This is a genomic window from Klebsiella sp. GB_Kp056 (genome assembly GCF_040064755.1).
GTDB classification, from domain to species: Bacteria; Pseudomonadota; Gammaproteobacteria; order Enterobacterales; family Enterobacteriaceae; genus Klebsiella; species Klebsiella quasipneumoniae.
Genome location: NZ_JBEAJA010000060.1, coordinates 70941 through 86594 on the forward strand (window position 1 = coordinate 70941; position 15654 = coordinate 86594).

At 61.2% G+C, this 15654-nt stretch carries 12 protein-coding genes and 1 riboswitch; of the genes, 8 read left to right on the plus strand and 4 right to left on the minus strand.

Going from position 1 to position 15654, the window contains the following annotated elements; translation table 11 throughout:
* Positions 1 to 14 precede the first annotated feature (14 nt).
* Positions 15 to 1199: a sugar efflux transporter gene (locus tag ABLV52_RS21000; protein ID WP_023291966.1), complete on the minus strand. Its 1185-nt coding sequence runs from the start codon at positions 1197 to 1199 to the stop codon at positions 15 to 17.
* Positions 1200 to 1476: 277 nt separating this feature from the next.
* Positions 1477 to 1629: a glucose uptake inhibitor SgrT gene (sgrT, locus tag ABLV52_RS21005; protein ID WP_004204309.1), complete on the minus strand. Its 153-nt coding sequence runs from the start codon at positions 1627 to 1629 to the stop codon at positions 1477 to 1479.
* Positions 1630 to 1716: 87 nt separating this feature from the next.
* Between sgrT and sgrR the strand changes: the two genes are divergently transcribed.
* The 4 genes from sgrR (at position 1717) to thiQ (ending at position 6916) form a co-directional block, all read left to right on the plus strand.
* Positions 1717 to 3372, plus strand: coding sequence for an HTH-type transcriptional regulator SgrR (sgrR, locus tag ABLV52_RS21010; protein WP_023291965.1), 1656 nt, complete (start codon positions 1717 to 1719; stop codon positions 3370 to 3372).
* A gap of 37 nt (positions 3373 to 3409) precedes the next feature.
* Positions 3410 to 3629: riboswitch (TPP riboswitch) on the plus strand.
* Positions 3630 to 3661: 32 nt separating this feature from the next.
* Positions 3662 to 4645 carry a thiamine ABC transporter substrate binding subunit gene (thiB, locus tag ABLV52_RS21015; protein ID WP_023291964.1) on the plus strand — a complete coding sequence of 328 codons (984 nt, stop codon included), beginning with the start codon at positions 3662 to 3664 and terminating at the stop codon, positions 4643 to 4645.
* Positions 4621 to 6231: a thiamine/thiamine pyrophosphate ABC transporter permease ThiP gene (gene thiP, locus ABLV52_RS21020; RefSeq protein WP_348890899.1), complete on the plus strand. Its 1611-nt coding sequence runs from the start codon at positions 4621 to 4623 to the stop codon at positions 6229 to 6231. Before thiB ends, thiP begins: the two co-directional genes overlap by 25 nt.
* On the plus strand, positions 6215 to 6916 hold the full coding sequence (gene thiQ / locus ABLV52_RS21025) for a thiamine ABC transporter ATP-binding protein ThiQ (RefSeq protein ID WP_023291962.1): 702 nt from the start codon (positions 6215 to 6217) through the stop codon (positions 6914 to 6916). Before thiP ends, thiQ begins: the two co-directional genes overlap by 17 nt.
* Here thiQ and ABLV52_RS21030 read toward each other — a convergent pair.
* The gene (locus ABLV52_RS21030; RefSeq protein WP_101978461.1) at positions 6903 to 7670 is read right to left on the minus strand and encodes a DedA family protein; all 768 of its coding nucleotides are present in this window, start codon (positions 7668 to 7670) and stop codon (positions 6903 to 6905) included. The genes thiQ and ABLV52_RS21030 overlap by 14 nt on opposite strands.
* 128 nt (positions 7671 to 7798) lie before the next feature.
* On the minus strand, positions 7799 to 8644 hold the full coding sequence (gene araC / locus ABLV52_RS21035; protein ID WP_004204301.1) for an arabinose operon transcriptional regulator AraC: 846 nt from the start codon (positions 8642 to 8644) through the stop codon (positions 7799 to 7801).
* Positions 8645 to 8980: 336 nt separating this feature from the next.
* On the opposite strand from araC, the gene araB reads away from it, so the two are divergent.
* From araB to polB, 4 genes are all read left to right on the plus strand, one after another.
* Entirely contained in the window at positions 8981 to 10690 is a 1710-nt protein-coding gene (araB, locus tag ABLV52_RS21040) for a ribulokinase (protein ID WP_348890900.1), read from the plus strand.
* A gap of 10 nt (positions 10691 to 10700) precedes the next feature.
* Entirely contained in the window at positions 10701 to 12203 is a 1503-nt protein-coding gene (araA, locus tag ABLV52_RS21045) for an L-arabinose isomerase (RefSeq protein WP_023291959.1), read from the plus strand.
* Positions 12204 to 12340: 137 nt separating this feature from the next.
* A complete protein-coding gene (araD, locus tag ABLV52_RS21050; RefSeq protein WP_017901201.1) occupies positions 12341 to 13036 on the plus strand; it encodes an L-ribulose-5-phosphate 4-epimerase in 696 nt (231 codons plus the stop codon).
* Positions 13037 to 13212: 176 nt separating this feature from the next.
* The gene (gene polB, locus ABLV52_RS21055; RefSeq protein WP_023291958.1) at positions 13213 to 15570 is read left to right on the plus strand and encodes a DNA polymerase II; all 2358 of its coding nucleotides are present in this window, start codon (positions 13213 to 13215) and stop codon (positions 15568 to 15570) included.
* Positions 15571 to 15654: the final 84 nt, after the last annotated feature.

The following is a 15654-nucleotide window of genomic DNA, read 5'->3' on the forward strand; positions in this document are numbered from 1 at the left end:
GGCGAAGAGAACGGTCAGATATCCTTTACCTTGCTGGTTAAAAACAGCGTCACCAGCGAAATCGCGGCGATCGTCCAGTAGACGCTGGCGTGGCCATAGCTCTGCGACAGCGCCCCCTGCATCACGCCGGCCAGGATCACGCCAGTGGAAATACTGTTGGTAAACAGGGTGGTCGCCGCCCCCGCGCGCCCCGGCATTAAATCCTGGAACCACAGCATGCCGATCCCGGCGATAATGCCGATAAAGATGGCGTTGAACAGCTGCAGGGCCAGCAGCGCCGTACGGCCATGAAACAGGATCAGCCCCAGATAAAACAGCACACCGGCCGCCACCGCCGCCACCATCATTTTACGTTTACCAAAGCGCTTCACGTAGTAGCCGGCGAGGATCATCGCCGGAATCTCCAGCCCGGCGGCGGTGCCCATCAGGATCCCGGCCAGGCTGTCGGGAAGCCCGAGATCGCTGCTGATCCACAGCGGCATATCAATGATATACATGGTGTTGCAGGTCCACATCAGGGTGGAGGCGATAAACAGCATACGTACGTTCTTGTCCTGCCAGCCGCCGGCCTGCGCCAGCGCCTCCGCCTCTTCCGAGGGCTGCTCCACGCGCGGAACCGAGGGCAGTTTGACGGCAATCAGCGCCAGGCTGATCACAAAGATGCCCGCCGCAATGGAGAACATGGTGGTAAAGCCATAGTTGAGCGCCAGCATAAAGGCCAGCGGCGGGCCAATCACCCACGCCAGGGACAGCTGGGCACGCATGACCGAGCTGAACATCACCACTTCCCGCGCCGAGCTGTCGGCATACTCCCGCGCCAGGGCAAAGAGCTGCGGCATGGCGGCGTTAGCGATGGATGCCAGCATCACCCCGCAGGTGATCAGCGTCAGATAGTGGCGGTTGAAGGCAAACAGCAGCGCATTGCCTACCGCCATCAGGCAGCAGAACATAATTAACCGCCGCCGGTCGCCGCGGCTATCGGAGCGCTTGGCCAGCGCCAGACTCACCAGGATCCCGGCTATCGCATTCACGGTGTAGAACAGGCCCACCCAGAACGGCTGCGCCCCCACTTCGCGGCTGAGAAACAAACTCAATGTCGGCGCCTGCAATGCGCCCGCCACGCCCATCATAAAAGCAACCAGCATAAAGGCGGCATAGACGCCGTTTAGCCGTCGTCCCATCGTCATCAACCACAGCATGAAATGTCCTTAACACACGCGAAGTAAACGAAAAAAGCCAGCAGAGGCTTTCTGCTGGCGGGTGATTCTATACTCTGTGGAATTCACGTTGCAGGACAAACGGTTAACCGTTTTTGCGCTGGCTCCGAAAGGGTGAGTCCCGTAGGGGCGATTCACGCGGCCAGAACATAGGGCTCTGGGAGCATCGACAGCGATAAACCCGGGCGAGCGCGCGCACCTGCAGCTTGAAAAACGACGAGTATAACACCAATACTCAGTCACACATGATGTCTGCAAGTCAATGATCAGAGGTCTTTGACGTCACTCCCCACTGCATCAGTTCTCCCAGAATTTCCTGCTGTCGTCCTGCCATCAGGCGGGCCAGCCAGGACGCTTCCTGCGTCGCAGAAAAGTAGCGCTGGTAGAACGATTTTGCGGTAGACCTCATCATATTCACCTCCTCGCTTCATCGGGATTCATTATTGGCTTAATATGGGGAGTAATAAATTGCTGAGTTTTGCGCAGGAGTTCCCCTTTTATGTCTTCCGGCCGTCTGCAACAACAGTTCATCCGTCTATGGCAGTGCTGCGACGGCAAGTCGCAGGAGACCACCCTCAACGAGCTGGCGGAAATGCTGAGCTGCTCGCGCCGCCACATGCGCACCTTGCTCAATATGATGGAGTCCCGCGGCTGGCTGACCTGGGAGGCGGAGGCTGGCCGCGGAAAACGCTCGCGGCTGACCTTTCTCTATACCGGCCTCGCCCTGCAGCAGCAGCGTGCCGAAGATCTGCTTGAGCAGGATCGCATCGATCAGCTGGTGCAGCTGGTCGGCGATAAAGCCGCCGTCCGTCAGATGCTGGTCTCGCATCTCGGGCGCAGCTTCCGCCAGGGGCGGCACATCCTGCGCGTGCTCTACTACCGGCCGATGAAGAATTTACTGCCCGGCAGCGCGCTGCGGCGTTCGGAAACCCATATCGCCCGGCAAATATTCAGCGCTCTGACGCGGGTAAATGAGGAAAATGGGGAACTGGAAGCCGATATTGCCCACCACTGGCAGCAGTTGACGCCCACCCACTGGCGCTTTTTCCTCCGGCCAGGCATCCATTTTCACCATGGCCGTGAGCTGGAGATGACCGATGTGATCGCTTCTCTGCAGCGCAGCAATGCCCTGCCGCTCTATTCGCATATCGAACGCATTGCGTCGCCCACCGCCTGGACCCTGGATATTCATCTGCGCCAGCCCGACCGCTGGCTGCCCTGGCTGCTGGGCCAGGTACCGGCGATGGTGCTGCCGCAGGAGTGGCGGACCATGAACCACTTTTCTTCGATGCCGGTCGGCACCGGCCCGTATGCGGTGGTGCGCAACAATCAGAACCAGCTCAAGATCCACGCCTTTGAGGACTATTTTGGCTACCGGGCGCTGATCGATGAGGTGAACGTCTGGGTGCTACCGGAAATTAGCGAAGAGCCCAACGGCGGCCTGACGCTGCAGGGCAATACCGAAAGCGAAAAGGCGGTGGAGAGTCGTCTGGAAGAGGGGTGCTACTACCTGCTGTTCGACTCGCGAAGCCCGCTGGGCGCCAACGAGGCGGTGCGCCGCTGGTTAAGCTATCTGTTCCAGCCCGCGAACCTGCTCTACCACGCGGGCGAGCTTTACCAGGGCAACTGGTTTCCCGCTTACGGCCTGCTGCCGCGCTGGCATCACGCCAGCAACCACGCCTGCGACAAGCCGGCGGGCCTGGAGACGGTCACCCTCACCTACTACCGCGATCACGTCGAACATCGGGTGATCGGCGGGATCATGCGCGACCTGCTGGCGGCGCACCAGGTGAAGCTGGAGATCCAGGAGCTGGAGTACGATGCCTGGCATCGCGGCGAGGTGGTCAGCGATATCTGGCTCAACAGCGTTAACTTCACCTTGCCAATCGAATTCTCGCTATTCGCCTATCTGTACGAAGTCCCGCTGATTCAGCGCTGCATCCCCATCGACTGGCAGGAAGACGCCAGCCGCTGGCGCGCGGGAGAGTTTAATCCTGCTACCTGGAGTCAGCGCCTGCTGGCCAGCCAGCATATCGTGCCGCTGATCCATCACTGGCTGATGATTCAGGGGCAGCGCAGTATGCGCGGCGTGCGGATGAACACCCTCGGCTGGTTCGATTTTAAATCCGCATGGTTTGCGCCGCCGGAGCCGTAAGCGCTTTCCGTCATCTGACAAAATCATTACACTAAGGCCGTTCTCAACGGGGTGCTAATAAACATACGCAATATCATTCAAGTTGCATCAAGGCAGCAAGCGGGTGAATCCCCTGGAGCATAGATAGCTATGTGACTGGGGTGAACGCGCGAAGCTAACGCAGATGCGGCTTGAAGGATGAAGCGTATGGGCTGAGAAAATACCCGTCGAACCTGATCCGGATAACGCCGGCGAAGGGATTTGAGGCTCACTCAAAATCCTTTGCCACCCCTTTTTTCTGAGGTGCAAAGTGTTGAAAAAATTACTCCCGCTGCTGGCGCTGGTCGCCATGCCCGCTCTGGCTAAGCCTGTCCTCACCGTCTATACCTATGACTCCTTCTCTGCCGACTGGGGCCCCGGCCCGGCGGTCAAAAAAGCGTTTGAAGCGGACTGCGGCTGCGAGCTGAAGTTCGTCGCGCTGGAAGATGGCGTTTCGCTGCTGAATCGTCTGCGCATGGAAGGCAAGAACAGCAAGGCTGACGTCGTGCTGGGCCTGGATAACAACCTGCTGGAAGCCGCGGCGCAGAGTCAGCTGTTCGCTAAAAGCCACGTTCCCGCCAGCGCGGTCAGCGTGCCGGGCGGCTGGGATAACGACACCTTTGTCCCCTACGATTACGGCTATTTCGCCTTTGTCTATGATAAAAACAAACTGGCCAATCCGCCGAAAAGCCTGAAAGAGTTGGTCGAGAGCCCGCAGAAGTGGCGCGTCATCTATGAAGATCCGCGCACCAGCACCCCGGGGCTGGGGCTGCTGCTATGGATGCAAAAAGTCTATGGCGATAAAGCGCCCGAGGCCTGGCAGAAGCTGGCGGCGAAGACCGTTACCGTCACCAAGGGCTGGAGCGAAGCCTACGGTCTGTTCCTGAAAGGCGAAAGCGACCTGGTGTTGAGCTACACCACCTCGCCGGCCTACCACATTATTGAAGAGAAAAAAGACCACTATGCGGCGGCGAACTTCGCCGAAGGCCACTATCTGCAGGTCGAAGTTGCCGCCCGCACCGCCGCCAGCAAGCAGCCGGAACTGGCGGAAAAATTCCTCAAATTTATGGTATCTCCTGGCTTCCAGAACGCCATCCCCACCGGCAACTGGATGTATCCGGTGACCCAGGTCGCGCTGCCGGCCGGTTTTGCAACCCTGGTGAAGCCGCAGACCACGCTGACGTTTACCCCGCAGCAGGTCGCCAGCGAGCGTCAGACCTGGATTAGCGCATGGCAACGCGCCGTCAGCCGCTAAACCTTAGCGGGCTGCTGCCGGGCCTGTTCGCCGCCACGCTGCTCTGCGCCGTCGCGCTGGCGGCGTTTCTGGCGCTGTGGTTCAGCGCGCCCGGTACGGGCTGGCAGACGATCTTCAGCGATAGCTACCTCTGGCACGTGGTGCGCTTCTCCTTCTGGCAGGCGTCGCTCTCAGCGCTGCTTTCGGTGGGCCCGGCCGTCTTTCTCGCCCGCGCGCTTTATCGGCGTCGCTTCCCCGGCCGCACCCTGCTGCTACGCCTGTGCGCGATGACCCTGATCCTGCCGGTGCTGGTGGCGGTGTTCGGCATCCTCAGCGTCTATGGCCGCCAGGGCTGGCTGGCCACGCTGTTTCACGCTTTCGGCTGGCAGTGGGATTTCTCGCCTTACGGCCTGCAGGGCATCCTGCTGGCGCACGTCTTTTTCAATATGCCGATGGCCACCCGCCTGCTGCTGCAGGCGCTGGAGAACATTCCCGGCGAGCAGCGGCAAATTGCCGCCCAGCTTGGCATGCGCGGCTATGCCTTCTTCCGCCTCGTCGAATGGCCATGGATGCGCCGGCATATTCCCGCCGTCGCCGCGCTGATTTTTATGCTCTGCTTTGCCAGCTTCGCCACCGTGCTGTCGCTGGGCGGCGGCCCGAAGGCCACCACCATTGAGCTGGCTATCTACCAGGCGCTGAGCTTTGACTACGATCCGGCGCGAGCGGCGATGCTGGCGTTGATCCAGATGCTCTGCTGCCTCGGGCTGGTGCTGCTCAGCCAGCGTCTCAGTAAAGCGGTGGCTATCGGCGTCAGCCATGTCCGCGGCTGGCGCGACCCTGACGATCGCCTGCATAGCCGGCTGAGCGATGGGTTGCTGATCGGCGCCGCCCTGCTGCTTCTGCTGCCGCCGTTGCTGGCAGTCATCGTCGACGGGATCAACCGCAACATGCTGGACGTGCTGGCGCAGCCCGCCCTCTGGCAGGCATTGACGACTTCTCTGCGCATCGCCATTGCCGCCGGGCTGTTGAGCGTCACCCTGACGATGATGCTGCTATGGAGCAGTCGCGAGCTGCGCGCCCGTCAGCGGCCGCTGGCCGGGCAGGCGATGGAGCTGAGCGGCATGCTGATCCTTGCCATGCCGGGCATCGTGCTGGCTACCGGCTTCTTCCTGCTGCTCAATAACAGCATCGGCCTTCCGGAGTCCGCCGACGGCATCGTCATCTTTACCAATGCCCTGATGGCGATCCCCTACGCGCTTAAAGTGCTGGAAAACCCGATGCGCGACATTGCCGTCCGCTACAGCATGCTCTGCCAGTCGCTGGGGATCGAAGGCCTGGCGCGGCTGCGGGTCATCGAACTTCGCGCGCTCCGGCGCCCGCTGGCCCAGGCGTTAGCCTTCGCCTGCGTGCTGTCGATTGGCGACTTCGGCGTGGTGGCGCTGTTCGGCAACGAGGCGTTCCGCACTCTGCCTTTCTATCTGTACCAGCAGATAGGCGCCTACCGCAGCCAGGACGGCGCCGTCACCGCCCTGCTTCTGCTGCTGCTCTGTTTCTTATTATTTACGCTGATTGAAAAACTTCCGGGGCGTGATGCTAAAACTCAATGATGTGACCTGGCTGTACCAGCATCTGCCGATGCGCTTTACTCTCGACGTCGCGCGCGGCGAGCGCATCGCGGTGCTCGGCCCCAGCGGCGCCGGAAAGAGCACCCTGCTGAATCTGATCGCCGGTTTTCTGCCGCCCGCCAGCGGCAGCCTGCAGATTAACGGCGAGACGCATCACGCGACGCCGCCGGCGCAGCGTCCGGTTTCGATGCTGTTCCAGGAGAATAACCTGTTTAACCATCTGACCATTCGGCAGAATATCAGTCTCGGGATCCACCCTGGCCTGAAACTGAGCCGCGAACAGCAGCAGAAAGTCACGGCGATTGCCGCCCAGATGGGAATTGATGACCTGCTTGAACGCCTGCCGGGAGAGCTCTCCGGCGGTCAACGGCAGCGCGCGGCGCTGGCCCGCTGTCTGGTGCGCCAGCAGCCGGTGCTGCTGCTGGATGAACCCTTCTCAGCGCTCGACCCGGCGCTGCGCCAGGAGATGCTGGCGCTGGTGGCTGATGTCTGCGAGCAGCAGCAGCTCACCCTGCTGATGGTCTCGCACAGCGTGGAAGATGCCGCGCGCATTGCGCCGCGCTCGATTGTGGTCGCCGAAGGGCGCATTGTCTGGGATGGCGCTACCGCCGAGCTGTTAAGCGGCCACAGCAGCGCCTCGCATCTGATGGGGATCAGCGCGCAATAACCTTGTGCAGGATCGCCAGATAGACCGGCATCAGCGGATGGCGGAAGACAAACGTTAACGCCGTTGCCGCCAGCGCGACCATAAGCGGCGTCAGCCACAGCAGACGCCCGCGCGGCAGCCAGCGGGTCAGCCGATCGCCAGACGTTTTCGCGCTCCGCCACAGCCGCCAGCACAGCCACCCCGCCAGCCAGGCGAGCAGCGCCGCCCCCAGCAACAGCCATTTAAAGCTGGCGCTGTTTTCATCGGCCGGAATATCAATCGCCGCCCCGGCGAGAATGCCAGGCAGGAAATAGAGCGGCGGCCAGAGCAGGCAGCCGATAATATTTGGTAGCACGAATTTGGCCACCGGCAGGTCGAGCATCCCGGCGACCATCGGCACCAGCGGACGCGTCGGCCCGACAAAGCGGCCAATCAGGATGGTGATCATGCTGTGCTGGTGCAGCGCATGCTCGGTTTTCTCCAGCAGGGCGCGGTTTTTCTTCATGAACGACCAGCGGTGCAGCGGCTTTTTAAAGCGCCATCCGAGCCAGAATGAGATCCAGTCGCCCAGCAGACAGCCCACGATCCCCGCCAGCCACGCCTGCCAGAAGTTAACCTCACCGCCGCCAATCAGCGCCCCAAGGCCGGCCATCATCACCGTTCCGGGTAAGATAAGCCCCACCAGCGCCAGCGACTCGAGAAAGGCCACCAGCATCACGGCTAACAGCGAGTAGACCGTGGATTGGGTAATAAAGTGTTCGAGCAATGCTTGCATAATGTACCCGGTTAAAAAACGAAGCCCGGATTCTCCGAAGCCATCGCGCCGTCGTCAAGCCACCAATTGTCTTAATAGTTTACTGGCTGTGACATTTAAGCGGGTCATCATTTCACTTTCTTTACTTTTTATTCACATCCCGCGCGGAATTCGCTCGGGCTGGCGCCGGTGCATTTTTTGAACACGCGGGAAAAATAGAGCTGATCTTCAAAGCCGACGTTGCGCCCGACGGTGGCGATCGGCATCCGCGTGGTGCTCAGCAACAGTTTGGCCTGGCTGATACGCTGGTCCTCCCGCCACCCGAGGACGCTGATCCCCAGCTGCTGGCGAAACAGGTGCGACAGGCGCGAGGGCGACAGGCAGACGTGCTGGGCGACGCTGGCGATATCAAAATGGCTGTCCGCCAGATGGTCGCTGATGTACTGGCAGGCGTCGCGCACCCGGTTATCCAGCGGCGGATGCAGCGATTCGTTGATCGCCTCCATCCGCCGCAGCAGGAGCTGTTCCAGCAGATTAATCGCCAGCAGTTCGGAATAGCGCCCCGCCCCTTGCCCGGCATCGACGATCTGGCCGAACAGCTCGCCAAAGCGCGCCTGCCACTGCTCGTCCGGACGGAAAAAGCCGGTCTGGGCGAAGATCGTCGGCCAGTTGAGCCACTCGTGCCAGTAGGCGCGCGGGCGGAAGTAGACCCACTGGTGATACCACTCGCTGGCGTCGGGATGGCGGCCGTAGTGATGGATCTCCCCCGGCGGGAACAGCAGCATATCGCCCGGCCGGCAGACAAACTGCTCGCCGTGGTTGTTGATCACCCCCTCGCCGCGGATCGTCAGGTTGAGGATATAGCCTTTCATACCCAGCGGGCGGTCGATAAAGAAATCCAGGTATCCCTGCGCCTCAATCGGCGTCAGGCCGGTGACCAGATGAGCGTTAAAAGAGTAGCCCGGCAGCAGCGGATCGTTTTGCGTTTCGGCCATACGCGTGGTTCTCCCGAAGGTATTAGTGACACCAATTGTCCATATTCATCATTTTATCGCTCTCGGCCCTGTCACGACTGCGACGGCGGTGGAAATTTCGCTAAAAAGCCGCACAGCAAGCGAAAAAAGCGCCAGCGGCGTGCATTCCACCGGGATATGCCGGGTAACAAAAGTGTCTATAAATACGGCAGGAAAGTCCACATCGAATATTTGCACGGCGTCACACTTTGCGAGGTGACAGCAAAATAATCCATAAGATTAGCGAATCCGGCCTGACGGATTTTGCCGGGGATATCTACTGTTGCTGCATGAATGATTTCTGCATGGAGTAACAAGATGGCAATTGCGATTGGCCTCGACTTTGGTAGTGACTCAGTCCGCGCCCTGGCGGTGGAATGCGCGTCCGGCGCAGAACTGGCGGCAAGCGTGGAGTGGTATCCGCGCTGGCGGGAAGGACAGTATTGCGATGGCGCGAACAACCGCTTCCGCCACCACCCGCGAGATTACATCGAGTCCATGGAAGCAGCGCTGAAAAGCGTACTTGCCTCCCTGAGCGCCGAACAGCGCGCCGACGTCGTGGGCATTGGCGTCGACAGCACCGGCTCAACCCCGGCTCCCATTGATGCCGAAGGCAACGTGCTGGCGCTGCGCGAAGAATTCGCTGACAACCCTAACGCCATGTTTGTCCTGTGGAAGGATCACACCGCGGTCGAGGAAGCCGAGGCGATCACCCGCCTGTGCCACCAGCCGGGCAAAGAGGATTACTCGCGCTATATCGGCGGGATCTACTCCAGCGAATGGTTCTGGGCCAAAATCCTTCACGTCACTCGGGAAGATAGCGCCGTCGCCCAGGCAGCCGCCTCGTGGGTGGAGCTTTGCGACTGGGTGCCCGCCCTGCTCTCCGGCACTACGCGTCCGCAGGATCTGCGCCGCGGCCGCTGCAGCGCCGGGCATAAATCGCTGTGGCATGAGAGCTGGGGCGGGCTGCCGCCGGCCAGCTTCTTCGATGAGCTTGATCCCATCATTAACCAGCATCTGGCCTGGCCGCTGTTCACCGATACCTGGACGGCCGATGTGCCGGTCGGCACGCTAAGCGCAGAGTGGGCCCAGCGCCTGGGCCTGTCGCAGACCGTGGCCATCTCCGGCGGCGCCTTCGACTGCCATATGGGCGCCGTTGGCGCCGGCGCGCAGCCTAACGCGCTGGTGAAAGTCATCGGCACCTCCACCTGCGACATTCTGATTGCCGATAAAGAGAGCGTCGGCGACCGCACGGTCAAAGGCATCTGCGGCCAGGTCGACGGCAGCGTGGTCCCGCACTTTATCGGTATGGAGGCAGGCCAGTCCGCCTTCGGCGATATTTACGCCTGGTTTGGGCGCATCCTCGGCTGGCCGCTGGAACAGCTGGCCCAGCAGCATCCGGAATTGCGCGAACAAATCAAAGCCAGCCAAAAACAGTTACTGCCGGCGCTCACCGAAGCCTGGGCCAGTAACCCATCGCTCGATCATCTGCCGGTAGTGCTGGACTGGTTCAACGGCCGCCGCACGCCGAATGCCAACCAGCGCCTGAAAGGGGTGATCACCGACCTTAACCTGGCCACCGACGCGCCGGCGCTATTCGGCGGACTGATCGCCGCCACCGCCTTCGGCGCCCGCGCCATTATGGAGTGCTTCACCGAGCAGGGGATCCCGGTTAACAACGTCATGGCCCTCGGCGGTATCGCGCGGAAAAACCAGGTCATCATGCAGGCCTGCTGCGACGTGCTGAACCGTCCGCTGCAGATTGTCGCCTCCGATCAGTGCTGCGCGCTGGGGGCGGCTATCTTCGCCGCCGTCGCCGCCGGCGTCTATGAGGATATTCCAGCCGCCCAGCAGCGGATGGCAAGCCAGGTGGAAACCACCCTGCAGCCGCGCCCGGCGCAGGCACAGCGTTTCGAACAACTCTATCAGCGCTACCAGCAGTGGTCGGTCAGCGCCGAACAACACTATCTCCCTTCGGCTGCAAAGGCGGAAAAAGCCCCGCAATCTCAGGCAGCGCTCACCCATTAAGGATACGAAAATGACGATTTTTGATAACTATGAAGTATGGTTCGTTATTGGCAGCCAACATCTCTACGGCCCGGAAGCCCTGCGCCAGGTGACGAAGCATGCCGAACATGTGGTGAACAGCCTGAATGCGGAAGCCAAACTGCCGTGCAAACTGGTCCTCAAGCCGCTGGGCACTACCCCGGACGAGATCACCCATATCTGCCGCGACGCCAACTACGATGACAAATGCGCCGGGTTAGTGGTCTGGCTGCATACCTTCTCGCCGGCAAAAATGTGGATCAACGGCCTGACCATCCTCAACAAACCGCTGCTGCAGTTCCATACGCAGTACAATGCCGCGCTGCCGTGGGACAGCATCGATATGGACTTTATGAACCTGAACCAGACCGCGCACGGCGGCCGCGAGTTCGGCTTCATCGGCGCCCGTATGCGCCAGCAGCACAGCGTGGTGACCGGCCACTGGCAGGATAAAGAGGCCCACCAGCGCATCGGCGGCTGGATGCGCCAGGCGGTCTCCAGACAGGATACCCGTCATCTGAAAGTGTGCCGTTTCGGCGATAACATGCGTGAAGTGGCGGTGACCGACGGCGATAAAGTCGCGGCGCAGATCAAGTTTGGCTTCTCAGTGAACACCTGGGCGGTCGGCGATCTGGTGCAGGTGGTCAACAGCGTCAGCGACGGCGATATCAGCGCGCTGGTCGATGAATACGAGAGCAGCTACCGTCTGACCCCGGCGGCGCAGGTTCACGGCGACAAGCGCCAGAACGTGCTGGACGCCGCGCGCATTGAGCTGGGGATGAAACGCTTCCTCGAACAGGGCGGTTTCCACGCCTTTACCACCACCTTTGAAGATCTCCACGGCCTGAAACAGCTCCCGGGTCTCGCCGTACAGCGCCTGATGCAGCAGGGCTACGGCTTTGCCGGCGAGGGCGACTGGAAAACCGCCGCTCTGCTTCGCATCATGAAGGTGATGTCAACTGGTCTGCAGGGCGGCACCTCCTTTATGGAGGATTACACCTACCACTTCGACAATGGCAACGATCTGGTGCTCGGCTCGCACATGCTGGAAGTGTGCCCGACGATCGCCACCGCCGAGAAACCGATCCTCGACGTCCAGCCGCTGGGCATCGGCGGCAAAGCGGATCCGGCGCGCCTGATCTTCAATACCCAGACCGGCCCGGCGATTGTCGCCAGCCTGATCGACCTGGGAGACCGCTTCCGTCTGCTGGTCAACACCATTGAAACCGTCCCGACGCCGCACGATCTGCCGAAGCTGCCGGTGGCCAACGCCCTGTGGAAAGCGCAGCCGGATCTGCGTACCGCTTCGGAAGCCTGGATCATCGCCGGCGGCGCGCACCATACCGTCTTCAGCCATGCGCTGAACCTCGACGATATGCGCCAGTTCGCCGAGCTGAATGATATCGAGCTGACCGTCATCGACAACGATACCCGTCTGCCGGCCTTCAAAGACGCGCTGCGCTGGAATGAAGTCTATTACGGTTCAAAACGCTAAAAGGTCGTCCCCTCACCCTACCCCTTTCCCCGCCGGGGAGAGGGTACCGGCCGGGCGCGATGCCGCCTTCCTCCCTCTCCCGCCGGGAGAGGGCCGGGGTGAGGGATACCCGACTCGCCTGCTATTCGGAGCACACTATGTTAGAAGATCTTAAACGCCAGGTTCTGGAAGCCAACTTAGCGCTGCCGCAGCATAATCTGGTGACCTTAACCTGGGGCAACGTCAGCGCCGTCGACCGCGACCAGGGCGTTCTGGTTATCAAACCCTCCGGCGTGGATTATCGCGTAATGACCGCCGACGATATGGTGGTGGTCAGTCTGGAGAGCGGCGAAGTGGTGGAGGGTAAGAAGAAGCCCTCGTCGGATACCCCGACCCATCGCCTGCTGTATCAGGCTTTCCCGACGCTGGGCGGCATTGTGCATACCCATTCGCGCCACGCCACCATCTGGGCGCAGGCCGGGCAAGCTATTCCGGCGACCGGCACCACCCACGCCGACTATTTCTATGGTCCAGTGCCCTGCACCCGGCTGATGACCGATGCGGAGATCAATGGCGAGTACGAATGGGAAACCGGCAAGGTGATTGTTGAAACCTTCCGCCAGCGCGAGATCGACCCGGCGCAGATGCCTGGCGTGCTGGTTCATTCCCACGGCCCGTTCGCGTGGGGTAAAAATGCCGAAGACGCGGTGCATAACGCCATCGTGCTGGAAGAGATCGCGTATATGGGCATCTTCTGCCGCCAGCTGGCGCCGCAGCTGCCGGATATGCAGCAGACCCTGCTGGATAAGCACTATCTGCGTAAGCACGGGGCTAAAGCCTACTACGGCCAATAATCACCCTGCTCGCGCTGCGCCTGGCAGGGCTACGGCTCCGCCGCGTCGGGTAGCCCGGATAAGCGCGCAAGCCGAAATCCGGCGCCACCTTAGCGCCGAGTACCTGTATAAAACCCCAGCACCCACTGAGAAACCAGGCTATAATCAGGCCTGGTTTTTTATCGTTGAGAGCACCCGTGACCCAGCCACGAGCAGGTTTTTTACTCACCCGTCACTGGCGGGACACTCCGCAAGGCACCGAGCTGTCCTTCTGGCTGGCCACCGACGACGGCCCGCTGCAGGTCACGCTGCCGCCGCAGGAGTCCGTCGCCTTTATCCCCGCCGCGCAGCGGGCGCAGGCTGAGCGACTGCTGCAGGGTGAGAAAGGCTTCCGCTTCGCCCCGCTGGCCCTGAAAGATTTCCACCGCCAGCCGGTGGTCGGCCTCTACTGCCGCGCCCATCGTCAATTGATGCGTCTGGAGAAGATGCTCCGCGACAGCGGCGTCACCCTCTATGAGGGCGATATCCGTCCGCCGGAGCGCTACCTGATGGAGCGCTTTATTACCGCCCCGGTGTGGGTGGAAGGCGAAACGCGTGGCCCGCATCTGGTCAACGCGCGCATGAAACCCCATCCTGACTATCGCCCGCCGCTGAAATGGGTGTCGCTGGATATCGAAACCAGCCGTCACGGCGAGCTGTACTGCATCGGCCTGGAAGGCTGCGGTCAGCGGGTGGTCTACATGCTGGGCCCCGAACCGGAAACGCCGCCAGACGTCGATTTCGATCTGGTCTACGTCGCCAGTCGCCCCCTGCTGCTGGAAAAGCTCAACGCCTGGTTTGCCGATCACGATCCCGACGTGCTGATCGGCTGGAACGTGGTGCAGTTTGATCTGCGCGTCCTGCAAAAGCATGCCGAACGCTATCGTATCCCGCTGCGGCTCGGCCGCGGCAACAGCGAGCTGGAGTGGCGCGAGCACGGCTTTAAGAACGGCGTCTTCTTCGCCCAGGCCAACGGCCGGCTGATTATCGACGGTATCGAGGCGCTGAAATCGGCGTTCTGGAATTTCTCCTCCTTTTCGCTGGAGGCGGTGGCGCGCGAGCTGTTGGGCGAAGGCAAAGCCATCGACAACCCGTGGGATCGGATGGACGAGATCGATCGCCGCTTCCATGACGATAAACCGGCGCTGGCCATCTATAACCTACAGGACTGCGAGCTGGTGACGCGGATCTTCCACAAAACGGAGATCATGCCGTTTCTGCTCGAACGAGCGACGGTCAACGGCCTGCCCGCCGATCGCCACGGCGGCTCGGTCGCCGCCTTCAGCCACCTCTATTTTCCGCGCATGCACCGCCTGGGCTACGTGGCGCCGAACCTCGGCGACGTGCCGCCGCAGGCGAGCCCCGGCGGATATGTGATGGACTCCCGCCCCGGCCTGTATGACTCGGTGCTGGTCCTGGACTACAAGAGCCTGTATCCGTCGATCATTCGCACCTTTTTAATCGATCCGGTCGGCCTGGTGGAGGGTCTGGCGCAGCCCGATGACCAGCACAGCATTGAGGGCTTCCTCGGCGCCCGCTTCTCGCGAGACAAGCACTGCCTGCCGGGGATTGTCAGCCAGATCTGGCATGGCCGCGATGAAGCCAAGCGCCGGCACAATAAGCCGCTCTCCCAGGCGCTGAAGATCATCATGAACGCCTTTTACGGCGTACTGGGCACCAGCGCCTGCCGCTTCTTCGACCCGCGTCTCGCCTCGTCGATCACCATGCGCGGCCACGCGATCATGCGTCAGACCAAAGCGTTAATTGAAGCCAAAGGCTATGACGTTATCTACGGCGATACCGACTCCACTTTCGTCTGGCTTAAGCGCCCGCACAGCGAAGCGCAGGCGGCGGAGATTGGCCGGACGCTGGTGAACGATGTCAACGCCTGGTGGGCGCAAGAGCTTGGCAAAAGCCAGCTTACCAGCGCCCTGGAGCTGGAATACGAAACCCACTTCTGCCGTTTTCTGATGCCGACGATCCGCGGCGCCGATACCGGCAGCAAGAAGCGTTACGCCGGCATGATTCAGGAGGGCGACGGCCAGCGCATGGTTTTCAAAGGGCTGGAAACGGTGCGCACCGACTGGACGCCGCTGGCTCAGCAGTTTCAGCAGGAGCTGTACCTGCGCATCTTCCGCAACCAGCCGTATCAGGATTATGTGCGGGAGACTATCGCCAGGCTGATGAACGGCGAGCTCGATGAGCAGCTGGTTTATCGCAAACGCCTGCGCCGGCCGCTGGCGGAGTATCAGCGCAACGTGCCGCCTCATGTGCGCGCCGCGAGGCTTGCCGATGAGCACAACCTGAAGCGGGGTCGGGCGCAGCAGTATCAGCAGCGCGGCACCATCAAATACGTCTGGACCACCGGCGGCCCGGAACCGGTGGATTATCAACAATCGCCGCTCGATTACGACCACTATTTGTCAAAGCAGCTGCAGCCGGTGGCGGAAGGGATCCTGCCCTTCGTCAACGACGACTTTGCTACAATAGTGACAGGACAGCTGGGGCTATTTTGATTTTTTCACACCCATTCCGCGGGCGCAGAAGCCTGAAAATGAACCGTGAGGAGGACGTGACGAACGTTCTGCCATCCAGTAATA